Genomic DNA, 10935 nt, shown 5'->3' with positions numbered 1-10935 from the left:
CCCTCACCGCCCGCGGCAACCTCGCCACGGCCTACCACCAGGCCGGACGTCTCGGCGACGCCGTGGACTCCGGGGAGGAGGTCCTCGCCGACAAGACACGGCTCCTCGGCCCGGACCACCCCAGCACCCTCACCGCCCGCGGCAACCTCGCCGCGTTCTACCGACAGGCCGGGCGCACCGCCGACGCCACCCAGCTGCTGGAACGCGTGGCGGCCGACCGTGCGCGGATCCTCGGCCCCGACCACCCCGACACCCTCTCCGCACGCGGCAGCCTCGCCAGCTGCTACTGGGAAACGGGGCGCTTCGACGAAGCCACCGCATTGGAGGAGCAGGTCCTCGCCGACAAGGTACGGATCCTGGGCCCACAGCACCCGGACACACTGACAGCCCTCAGCGATCTGTCCCTCTCCTACCACAGCGCGGGCCGCAACGACGAGGCCATCGCCATCGGAGAACAGGTCCTGGCCATCCGCCGCCAAGTCCTGGGCCCACAGCACCCGGACACCCTGCTCTCCCACGGCAACCTCGCTCCCTTCTACCGCCTCGCCGGGCGTCTCCAGGAGGCCGTTGCCGTCGGAGAGCAGGTCCTGGCCGCCCGGAACCGGATCCTGGGCCCCCACCACCCCCAGACCCTCACCGCCCAGAGCGGCCTCGGAGTGTCCTACCGGCTCGTCGGGCGCCTCGACGAGGCCATCGCCGTCGGGGAGCAGGCCCTGGCTGTCTGCGACCTGGCCTTGGGCCCGGACCACCCCCAGACCTTCACCGCCGGCCACAACCTCGGCTCCTCGTACCGGCAGGCCGGACGCACCAACGAGGCCATCAGCCTGTTGACGTCCGTCGTGGAGGGCCGGACCCGGATTCTGGGGCAGGCACACCCGGACACGGCAAACGCGCGGGCGGAACTGACAGCGGTACTGGGCGAACGGGGGCATCCCCCGCGGCCCTCCAACACGGACCGAGCCTGACGCCCCACCAGCCCACGACGGCACACCGCCCCGTGCTTTCTCACGCCCAGGAACCCGGGGCGGTGTCGCTTCACTCCAACTGCGGATGCACCGCCAACGCGGAGCCTCGCACTTCACCCGCCCGATGGGCTGTCCGTAGGCTCCCGGAGGAAGACCTCGACTGTGCAGGCGACCCCTACTCCAGCGGATCAGCCTTCTGATCAACACCCATCCACGACCTCCGCGGAGCAGCACTAGAGATCCGGGTCCACGGCCCGGGCCCGCGCCCACTGCTCCTCGAACTCCCGTGCACTGATCAGCCAGCCGGCCACCGCCGGGTCGAAGAGGTCGACGACCGGCGTGTTGAACGGCCAGTCGTCGGGACCGCTGCGCACGCCGGTCCCGTCCTCGTTCAGCTCCACCTGGCGGCTGCGGCGCCCGTCGGGCCCCACCTCCATCAGGCAGAGCACCGAGGCCTCGTCGTCCTCGTCCCAGCGGCGCCGCAGGTGGACGACGTCCCGGTCCGCGAGCGCGCCGAACCCCGGGCGCCCGCGCTGCGCATCGCGCTCGGCGCGCAGACCGTCCAGGCCCGGCGGCATCTGCGGCGCGTCGATGTCGACGTCGTCCAGGTCGTCCTCCTCGAACCGGGCCACCGTCTCGGGGTCGCTGACGACCTCGGTCCAGGCGAAGGTCTCGAGGATCTCCCGGACGGACCGCGCGCGGACCCACCACCAGCTGCCGCCCATGCCGTAGTCGTGCAGGACGAGGAAGCGGTGCTTGGCCGGCGTGTCGGTGGTGGTCATGGGGGCAGAGCCTAGCGATCGTCCGGCTCGGCCGCGGGCCCGCGGGGCCGCCCCCGGGCGGCAAGGCCTACAGACGGACGGTCAGCTGCACGGACACCTCGTCGTCGGTCGCGAGACCCAGCGGCTTGCGCACGGCGTTCTTGACCGGGAGCAGATAGCCGCCGTCCTTCGGGAACAGCGACGTGGCGAAGGCGGTCCCGCCGATCCGGGCGTCGACGGGGATGACGCCCCAGCCGTAGCTGGCCATCGACGCCACTTCCCGGATCTCGGCGGACTGCTCCTGTGGCACGGCGACGAAGTAGTACGGCGAAGGCCCACGCCACTCGAACACGCGGCCGGTGAAGGTGAGATCCATGGCGGTCAGCGAGTCCGATCATCAAGGAGGCGCCCGAACCTCGCCCACCCTACCTGCGGAGCCTTCGGCCGGGACAGGAACGGCGGCCGACCCGGCGCCCCCGCTCGCGCGGGTGCCACCGTGGGGTTCGGCGAGAAAACCGGGCTGCGGGCGGGCGGCGTGGACCGACAGCATGGCGGGATGCCGGATCTGCTGTGGGACGACGTGAGGAACTTCTTCGACCCCGACCTGATGGGTTCTCTGCCGGATGTGTGCGTCGCAAGCACGTCGGTCGAGGACTGGCAGGCGGTGTTCGATCTGGTCCGGTCGAGCGGCTGGGCGTGGGAGTACTTGGAGGGCTGCGTCGCCGGCCCGCTGCCTCCCGCGACCGAGGTGTTGTCGCGTGCGGCGAGTGCCGAGACGGTCAATCTGCGCGTCCGTCCGGTCCCGGATGTGCTGGTGATCTTCCGTCCGATGTCTGCCGACGAGATCGACTTCGATGTCGACCTGCGCGAGTTGCAGGGCCAGGCAGGAGTGGACGTCCTGTGCGGCTTCCTCGCCGCCGTGGGCCGCAGGCTGGACAAGCCGGTGGCCATGACGGCCGAGGGCGACTACGGGAACCCGGTGCTCGGGTTCGATCCCGCTGCCGACCGCGTGGTGCTCCTGGCGGGCCCACGGCTGAGCTGAACGCTTCGACCGGTCGGGGCCTGCTCTCCCGAGCGCACAGGACGAGTCGGGGTCGGCGGGCCGCCCGACTCGACGCCGCTACCTACCCGGCCGCACCCACGGAGCGAACCGCTGGTCAGGAGCCACGTCCTCCCGCCAGTACCGCAAAACGGTCTCCTGCACGATGTCCAGGCGATCTGCGGCGATCAGGTACGAGACCGGCTCCGCTCCGCCCGCGTCCGCTTCGAAGGCAACGAGCACGGGCGGAGTGTCACCAAGCCGATCGGTGACCGTCGCCACTTCCTCGGACGTGGGTGCGCGAAATCGCGGATCCTGAAAACTCGCCGCGCAGCTGACGAACGCCGGTGCCGTGAACACCAGTTCCAGCGCGTGGTGATAGGTCAGGTCGTGATCGGCTGCGAGCCGGAACTGACCACGGTCCCAGGCGACCACGTCCCAGTCCCACCAGGACCCTTCCGGGAGCTCGATCACGCCATGAACCTGCTCGACACTCACCTTCTGGCCCCCAAACAGTCCGAACGGACCCAGAGGCTACCGGGCAGCGCGGAGCATCAGCGCGACGGTTTGGCTCTCTGATACGCCCTGATACGCCCTGATGCGTCGAAAGTCGTTGCCGGCCGGCGCAGCAGCCCGGTGCGCCACCGGCTACGGTGACGCGGGTCCCTGCTCCGCCGCCGTGGTGGCGGCTCGGGCGAAGGCGAGGACGACCGGGTCGGGGTGGGCGGAGGGCCAGGCGAGGACGATGCGGCTCGGCGGGTGGCCGGTCAGTGGGACGAACGCGATGCCGTCGGTGCGGTGGCGGTGGGTGGCGGCGGCGGGCAGGATGCCGACGGCGCCTTGCCAGAGCACGGCGTGCAGGCACTCCGCGACGGAACGGACCACCGGGCCGGGCGTGGTGGCGCCGGCCCCGGCCGACCAGTAGGCGCGCCAGGCGCGGTCGGCCTCCTCGGGCAGGCGGATCCAGGAACGGCCGTGCAGGTCCCCGACGGTGACGGTACTGCGGGTCGCCAGCGGGTCGTCCGCCGCGAGGGCGGCCACCAGCGGCTCCTCGGCGAGCTGACGGATGGTCAGTCCCGTGGTGTCGAAGGGCAGTCTGGTCAGCGCGAGGTCGACCCGGCCGGAGCGCAGACCGGCCGTCGGGTCGTCGATCCCGCTCTCGCTCAGCCGCACCTCGGTGTCCGGATGCGTGCGCCGGAACGCGGCGACGATCCGCGGACCGAAGTCCAGCCCCGCACCCGCGACGGCGCCCACCACGACCGTACGCCGCCGCCCGGCCTGCCGGACCCGTTCCCCGGCGAGCTCCGCCGCCGCCAGCAGCCGCCTGGCCTCCACCAGCAGCACCGAACCGGCCTCGGTCAGCCGCACACCGCGCGCCGAGCGCTCGAACAGCAGGCAGCCCAGTTCGTCCTCCAGCTCACGGATCCGCTGGCTCAGCGGCGGCTGGGACATGTGCAGGCGCGCCGCGGCGCGGCCGAAGTGCTGCTCCTCGGCGACGGCGACGAAGTAGCGCAGGCGGCGGTGGTCCACGCCGGGCACCATATCGGGACGCTCTCGACCCCAGCGAAACGGTCTTGGACCGGCCCGGGCCCGTGCTGGTGAGCTGATCCCACCGAGCCCGCCGACCGGAGCAGCCGACGGGCGGGCGGAACCGATCCCCTTGGAGTGCACGTGTCGCACGACCACCACCACCCCTACTCCGACCCCGCGGACCTGGGCCGGGCCCGCGAGGTCGGCGCCCTGGCGCCCGAGGAGTTCGCCGCCTGGCGGGCCTTCCAGCAGGCGGTGGACCGCGGGGACGGCGCGCTGCCGCGCCGGATCCGCGAACTGCTGTCGATCGCCGTCGCGCTCACCACGCAGTGCTCCTACTGCCTGGACGTCCACACCGCCCAGGCGCGCCGGCACGGTGTCACCGAGCAGGAGCTCGCGGAGGTGGTCTTCGTGGCGGCCGCGGTCCGCGCGGGCGGCTCACTCGCGCACGGCCTCCAGGCGATGAAGCTGTACCAGGCGCACAGCGCGGCCGCAGCGGCGCCCTGAGGTACCGTCCGGCCGGTCGTGCGCGGGGCCGGAGGTGGGACGGGCGCGGCGAGCCGCCTGCCGCCCGCCGCCGACCGCGGCTCAGGGCGCGGTGGCTTCCCAGGCCGCCTCGATCATCCGGAAGACCTCGTCCACCGTGGCCCCGGGATCGTCCGCCCGGCAGGCCAGTGCGTAGGCGTCGATGGTGAACCGCGCGGTCGCCCGGCAGGCCGTCGCACTCCTTGCGAGGCGGGGATCGGCGGCCAGCGCTGCCGCCAGTGCCTGCGCGTGGCGCAGGCCCATCGACTCCTCGTACTCCCGCAGGGCGGACGATCCCTCGATCATGCGCCGGACGGGGGCGCTGCCCTCCGCCGTGCAGTGCCGCACCAGGGCCCGGACCTCGCGGTGCAGCGCCGGGACGAGCGGGTCGTGCGGAGGCCGGTCGGTCACCGCCCGGGTGAGGCGCTGCTCGAAGTCCTGGTCACGTTCGAACACCAGGGCCTCCTTCGAGGCGAAGTGGGCGAAGACGGTGGTGACGGCCACGTCGGCCTCGGCGGCCACCTCGCGGATGCCCACGGCGTCGTACCCGTGCTCCAGGAAGAGCCGCAGCGCGGTGTCGGCGATCTTCCGACGGGTCTCGGCCTTCTTGCGCTCGCGGCGTCCGGGTGGCTCGGTCATGCCGTGACACTATCAGTTATGAATCCCTAACCGTTGTGAAACCCTAACCGTTAGGGTTACTGTCGGCCGCATGAGGAAAATCAGCTACGCCGAGTTCGGCGGTCCCGAGGTCCTGCGCCTGATCGACGCCGAGGAGCCCCACGCGGGCCCCGGCCGGATACGAATTGCCGTACGGGCTGCGGGGGTCAACCCCGTCGACTGGAGGATCCGTGAGGGGCAGGTGCTGGGCGCCCACCCGGTCGAACTGCCCGCCGGGGTCGGGCAGGACGCCGCCGGGGTGGTCGACGAGATCGGCGAGGGCGTCGAGGGGGTCGAGATCGGCGACCGCGTGTTCGGCGAAGGCACCGACACCTACGCCGAATTCGCCGTGCTCTCGGCCTGGGCCCGGATGCCCGGGGGACTGACCTTCGAGGAGGCGGCCGGGTACCCGTCCGTGGTGGAGACCGCGCTGCGCGTCATCCGCGAGGTCGGCGTGCGGCCCGGGCAGACGCTGCTGGTCAGCGGCGCGGCCGGCGGCGTCGGGTCGGCGGTGCTGCAGATCGCCCGCGAAGGCGGCATCACGGTGATCGGCACGGCCGGGGCCGCGAACCAGGACTACCTGCGCCACCTGGGCGCCCTCGCCACGACCTACGGCGAAGGCTGGGTCGAACGGGTGCGGCACCTGGGCCGGGTCGACGCGGCCCTCGATCTGGCCGGTTCGGGCGTGATCCGCGAACTCGTCGAGTTGACCGGGGACCCGCGCAAGGTGGTCTCCATCGCCGACCTCGGAGCGCCGCAGCTGGGCGTCCGGTTCTCCGGCGTGGCCGGGAGCGTGCCGAACGCGCTCGCCGAGGCCGTCGACCTCATCTCCCGGGGCAGGCTCCACATCCCGGTGGAGAAGTCGTACCCGCTCGCCGAGGCAGCGGCGGCGCACACCGACAGCCGGGCCGGCCACACCCGGGGGCGCCGGGTCCTGGCCGTCCGGGCGGACGCCCACCCGGTGCCCGACGCCGAACGGACCGTCATCAGCGGGCGGTGAAGCGGTGCCGGGCGGAGCCGGGGCGCTCCCGGCCCGGTCCGTCGGGGCGACGGCGGCACCCCCGCGGGGATCCGGTTTCGGCCTGTCGGTGTCGTCGCGGCCCGGCCCGGCAGCACCCACCGCGGACACGACCGCCCGAGCGCCGCCAGGACACCGGGACTGTCCGACCCCCGCCCTATGATGGCCGGGCCGACGCGCCGGCGGCGGCAGACGGTGACAAAGCAGGAGGTCACATCGTGTCGCGTGTCCGGGTCCACAACTTCTCCGTCTCCCTCGACGGCTACGGCACCGGTGAGGGGCAGAGCCTGGACACGCCGTTCGGGCACGCTGGCGGACGGCTGACCGAGTGGTTCTTCGGGACCCGGACCTTCCGCGCGATGCAGGGCAAGGACGGCGGCGCGACCGGCGCCGACGATGCCCTCGCCGGGACCTGGGGCGACGGGATCGGCGCGGAGATCATGGGCCGGAACAAGTTCGGCCCGCAGCGCGGCCCGTGGGAGGACCACGAGTGGACCGGCTGGTGGGGCCCGAACCCGCCCTTCCACACCCCGGTGTTCGTGCTGACCCATCACCCGCGGCCCTCGGTCGAGATGGAGGGCGGCACGACTTTCCACTTCCTCGACGCCACCCCCCAGGAGGCGCTGCGCCGGGCCCGCGAGGCGGCGGGCGGCCTGGACGTGCGGATCGGCGGCGGACCGTCGACGATCCGCCAGTTCCTCGCCGCTGACCTGATCGACCACCTGCACCTGGTCATCGTGCCGATCGTCCTGGGCCGCGGCGAGCGGCTCTGGGACGACGGCCTCGAAGGGCTCGAGGACCGCTTCGAGGTGGAGTCCGTCACCACCCCCAGCGGGGTCACCCACCTCACCTTCACCAGGCCGTAGCGCCCGCGGCCCGTGGCCGCGCGCGTACGCGGACGGCCCGCCCCCTCCCGGCCGGGAGGGAACGGGCCGTCCACGTCGAGGCCGGTACGGGCCGCTCAGGTGAGCTGGGTCGGCACCGGACGGTCCTTGTCGATCGAGCTCACCCCGCCCGGGGTGAGCGCCTCGGCGAAGAGCTGCACGTCGGCCACCTTGCCGGCGGTGTACTCGCCGTAGGCGCCCTCGTACAGGCGGCGGCCGATCTGCACTGGGCCGGTGGCGTTCCACACCGTGCCGGTGTAGTCGGCGGTGGCGGCCGTGTTGTCGTCGACGTACAGCCGCAGCTCCTGGGCGTCCGCGTCGAAGACGCCCACCAGGTGGTACCAGGTGTTGGTCTTCGGTGCGAGCGGGCCCGTGGTGGGGCCGTAGGCGCTGGAGAACTTCCCTGCGGTGTCGTCCGCGTGGGCGTGCCCGAAGGCGAACGCGTGCGCCCCGCTGGAGTAGTACAGCTGCAGGCCGTTGGCGCTGGTGCCGGACTGCGAGACGAAGGTGGAGTTGTTGGTCAGGCTGGTCAGGTTGACCCAGGCCGAGACGGTGTAGTTGCGGCTTGTGTCCAGTGCCGGGCCGGCCGTGGCGGCGTAGCCGGTGGAGCCGTTGAGGGTGAGCGCGCTGCCCCGCTGGGCGTCGGCCGCGACGGCGGCTCCGCCGTTGAGGGTCAGGCCGCCGGTCGGACGGACGCTGTCGTCGGTGGAGTCCAGCTTCCACCAGGCGGTCGGCCGGTGGACGTGGCCGATCGCGACGGGGGCGGCGAACTGGGCGAGGCCGCCGGCCGCCGCCGCGCCCGGGTACTCGACCAGCCGGCCGGAGCCGGTGCCCGCGTACAGCGCCGGGAAGCCGGTGCCCTGGACGTCGCCGGGCGAGGCGACGGTCGGGTAGTCCTTGCCGCCGATGCCGACCGGGAGCACCGCCTGGGCGGCGGGCAGCACGTTGCCGCTGGTGGCGGCCCACTTCTGGTCCGCGATGTTCAGGCAGTCGTAGATGATGACCTGGGTCCTCGGGTTGCGGTTGCTCGCCGGGTCGGCCAGGCACCGGCCGGACTGCGGGTTCTTCAGGGTGCCCGGGTAGGGGCCCGGGACCCACTGCTGGGCCGCGGAGTTGTTGCACTGGTACAGCTGCACCAGGGAGTTGTTCTCGCTGGCGCCCTTCGCCACGTCCAGGCACTTGCCGAGCACGTGCACGGTGTTGTCCGTGCCCCGGGTGAAGGTCTGGGCGTCGGTGCCGTTGCAGGTGTACATCTGCGCCGCGGTGCCGTTGACGGTCCGGCCGCCGGCGATGTCCAGGCAGAGGTTCTTGTTGGCGGTGTCCAGGATGCCGGAGACCAGCGGCGCGTCGGTGGGGGCGGTGATCCGGGTGGTGGGCACGCCGCCGGCGAAGGTCAGCGGGAAGCTGCTGATCGCGCCGGTGGCGTCGTTGCGGGCCCACAGGGTCGGCCCGCCGTTGACGGTGCCGGGGGCGAGCAGGGTGACACCGGACCAGTCGCCGGTGCCGATCTTCACTCCGGCGCCGATGTTGCAGCCGGCCTGGAAGGTGCCGGGGAAGTACCAGAGTTCGCCCTTGTCGACGGTGACCAGGTCAGGGGCGTCGGCGAAGCCCGCGAGCTTTCCGGGGGCGAGGATCTGGGTGACGTTGTTCCAGGTGCCGTCCGAGCCCTTGGCCGGGCATGCGGCGGAGTCCCGGATCGGCACCACGTTCTGGGTGAGCGTGAAGTGCCCAATGGCGCCGCCGGGGGTGATGGCGTCGTTCGGGTAGAGGTACAGCTCGTGGCTGGCCTTGTTGTACACGAACAGGTCGTCGACGTTGGTGCCGGTGGCCGTACCGCGGTGCGCGACCAGGTAGTTGTTCCAGCCGGTGCCGTCCGGGCTCTGCGCCTTGGCGGACACCGTGGCGGGCGGGGCGGCCGGGTCGGCGTTGCCGCGCACCAGCACCAGGTCGCCGCCGGTGGTCGGGGCGATCAGGTCGGGGACCGCGTCGCCGTCCAGGTCGCCGGCGGCCACCTTGGCGTTGGGGTTCCACGGCGCGAAGAAGCTGTACTGGCCGACCGTGCCCTGGGTGTTGCCGGCGTTGTCGACGGCCCGGACGAACAGCGTGTGGGCGCCCCACTGGGCGGCGCTGAGCACGACCGGGATGTCGGCGGTGGCGTTGCCGCCGGTGCCGGCCACGGCGTCGACCTTGAGGGCGCCGCTGGCGGGGATGTTGGCGTCGAGGGAGTACTCGAAGCGGTCGATGCCGCTGCTGACGCAGGCGCCGCGGGTGCAGCCGGTCGGCGTCGGGTCGTTGGCGCTGACCGCGATCTTGACCCCGGTGTCACCGGCGTGGCCGGTGGGCGCCCGGTCGCCGCCGAGCGGCGGGAAGACCGGCGAGTCGGTGAAGGCCGGCAGGCTCGGCGCGCTGAGGTCGATCTTGAAGTAGCAGTTCGGGGACCAGCCGCTGAGCAGGGTGTCGTCGTCGGCCCGGACGTGCCAGCCGTACTGGTGCCCGTCCGCGACCTTGAAGCCGATGTTGACCCGGGTGGTGCCGCCGTCGCTGACCCAGCCGCTGACGGGCGCGCCCTTGGAGGTGGAGTCGCCGTCGGCGTTGGCCGTCTTGGTGTCCCAGACCTCGTACTTGGCACGCAGGTTGACGCCGGTCATGTCGGTGGCGAGGTGGGCGTTGAGAGTGATGTCGGAGGCGTCGCCGGCCAGTCCGGACTCGCCGATCCAGCCGGACTCCGCGCCGTCGCACCCGTTGCTCGCCGGGGCGCGGGTCGCCGGGGTGGTGCCGAGCTTGTCCGGCACCTCGGGGGCGATGTCGAACACCGTGGTCAGGTACGGGTTGTTGGCGAAGCGGATGAAGTCGTTGTTGCTGGAGGACTTGCTCTCGTTGCCGAACAGGCCGAAGGTCCAGCTGTCGTCCTTGCCGGCCAGCTTCTTGATCTGCCCGGTGACGTCCCAGTTGGCGTCGTGGTTGCCGCAGTGCTGGGACGGGTTGGAGCTCTTGACCTGCTGCGTGCCGCCGATGTAGCCGTCACCGGCCACCGAGGGCTGGTGGTTCCAGCTGGTGGAGCCGCTGATCGCGCCGACGGTCGCCAGCTTGACGCCGGTCTCGTTGTCGCAGTCGAAGGAGGCGCCGTAGGTCGAGGTGAGGTGCACCACCGACTTGGAGATCACCATGGACTTGGTGAGGTTGCCGATGTTGAGTTCGAAGTAGGCCCGGTTCAGGCCCAGGCACTCCTGCCAGCGCTGGTAGCCGACCCCTTCGCCGTTGTCCTGGGCGTCGTCGTACGGGCTCTGGCTCGCGCAGCCCTCCTTGACGGTGACGAAGTGGCTCTTCTTGCTGGTGATCGGGCTGGTGTACGGGTCGATGTACAGCGGCCACACGGTGCCCGGGCCGGTCAGCAGCCCGGCGTCCGGGACCAGCGTCAGGGCGTCCGGGCCGCCGGTCACCGTGAGCGGCTTGACCTGGGCGCCGGTGCCGGGCTGCTCGGCGGTGGAGGCGGTGGCGGGCTGCCCGGCGCCGTCCGCGGGGGCGGCGGCGGCCCGCGGGGCGGCGGCCTTGGCGG

At 72.5% G+C, this 10935-nt stretch carries 11 protein-coding genes; 5 read left to right on the top strand and 6 right to left on the bottom strand.

Annotated features, from left to right (window positions below):
• The coding region (locus tag AA75_RS51145; RefSeq protein WP_199520488.1) for a tetratricopeptide repeat protein at positions 1-965 on the top strand (965 nt) is incomplete at its 5' end.
• Between the two features lie 233 nt (positions 966-1198).
• Here the strand turns inward: AA75_RS51145 and AA75_RS35415 are convergent.
• Together AA75_RS35415 and AA75_RS35410 are read right to left on the bottom strand one after the other, a co-directional pair.
• On the bottom strand, positions 1199-1747 hold the full coding sequence (locus AA75_RS35415) for a hypothetical protein (protein WP_033824485.1): 549 nt from the start codon (positions 1745-1747) through the stop codon (positions 1199-1201).
• A gap of 67 nt (positions 1748-1814) precedes the next feature.
• A complete protein-coding gene (locus tag AA75_RS35410; protein ID WP_033824484.1) occupies positions 1815-2102 on the bottom strand; it encodes a DUF1905 domain-containing protein in 288 nt (95 codons plus the stop codon).
• A gap of 180 nt (positions 2103-2282) precedes the next feature.
• On the opposite strand from AA75_RS35410, the gene AA75_RS35405 reads away from it, so the two are divergent.
• Positions 2283-2768, top strand: coding sequence for a hypothetical protein (locus tag AA75_RS35405; protein ID WP_033824522.1), 486 nt, complete (start codon positions 2283-2285; stop codon positions 2766-2768).
• Positions 2769-2846: 78 nt separating this feature from the next.
• Here AA75_RS35405 and AA75_RS35400 read toward each other — a convergent pair whose 3' ends face one another.
• Positions 2847-3263 carry a hypothetical protein gene (locus AA75_RS35400; protein WP_149038568.1) on the bottom strand — a complete coding sequence of 139 codons (417 nt, stop codon included), beginning with the start codon at positions 3261-3263 and terminating at the stop codon, positions 2847-2849.
• A 150-nt stretch (positions 3264-3413) separates the two neighbouring features.
• Positions 3414-4295 (bottom strand): LysR family transcriptional regulator, encoded by an 882-nt coding sequence (locus tag AA75_RS35395; protein ID WP_033824520.1) that lies wholly within the window; start codon positions 4293-4295, stop codon positions 3414-3416.
• 141 nt (positions 4296-4436) lie between these two features.
• Here AA75_RS35395 and AA75_RS35390 point away from each other — a divergent pair, with 141 nt between their 5' ends.
• The gene (locus AA75_RS35390; RefSeq protein ID WP_082527066.1) at positions 4437-4802 is read left to right on the top strand and encodes a carboxymuconolactone decarboxylase family protein; all 366 of its coding nucleotides are present in this window, start codon (positions 4437-4439) and stop codon (positions 4800-4802) included.
• A gap of 81 nt (positions 4803-4883) precedes the next feature.
• Here AA75_RS35390 and AA75_RS35385 read toward each other — a convergent pair whose 3' ends face one another.
• Entirely contained in the window at positions 4884-5459 is a 576-nt protein-coding gene (locus AA75_RS35385; RefSeq protein WP_033824483.1) for a TetR/AcrR family transcriptional regulator, read from the bottom strand.
• A 70-nt stretch (positions 5460-5529) separates the two neighbouring features.
• Here AA75_RS35385 and AA75_RS35380 point away from each other — a divergent pair, with 70 nt between their 5' ends.
• Positions 5530-6477, top strand: coding sequence for an NADP-dependent oxidoreductase (locus tag AA75_RS35380; protein WP_051814008.1), 948 nt, complete (start codon positions 5530-5532; stop codon positions 6475-6477).
• A 236-nt stretch (positions 6478-6713) separates the two neighbouring features.
• Positions 6714-7361: a dihydrofolate reductase family protein gene (locus AA75_RS35375; RefSeq protein WP_033824482.1), complete on the top strand. Its 648-nt coding sequence runs from the start codon at positions 6714-6716 to the stop codon at positions 7359-7361.
• A 95-nt stretch (positions 7362-7456) separates the two neighbouring features.
• On the opposite strand, the gene AA75_RS53820 is transcribed toward AA75_RS35375, so the two are convergent.
• Positions 7457-10935: LamG-like jellyroll fold domain-containing protein (locus tag AA75_RS53820; protein ID WP_033824481.1), on the bottom strand; the 3479-nt coding region annotated here is incomplete at its 5' end.

The organism is Kitasatospora sp. MBT63 (assembly GCF_000710465.2).
Classification (GTDB): Bacteria; Actinomycetota; Actinomycetes; order Streptomycetales; family Streptomycetaceae; genus Kitasatospora.
This window is presented reverse-complemented; position numbering and strand designations above follow the sequence as displayed.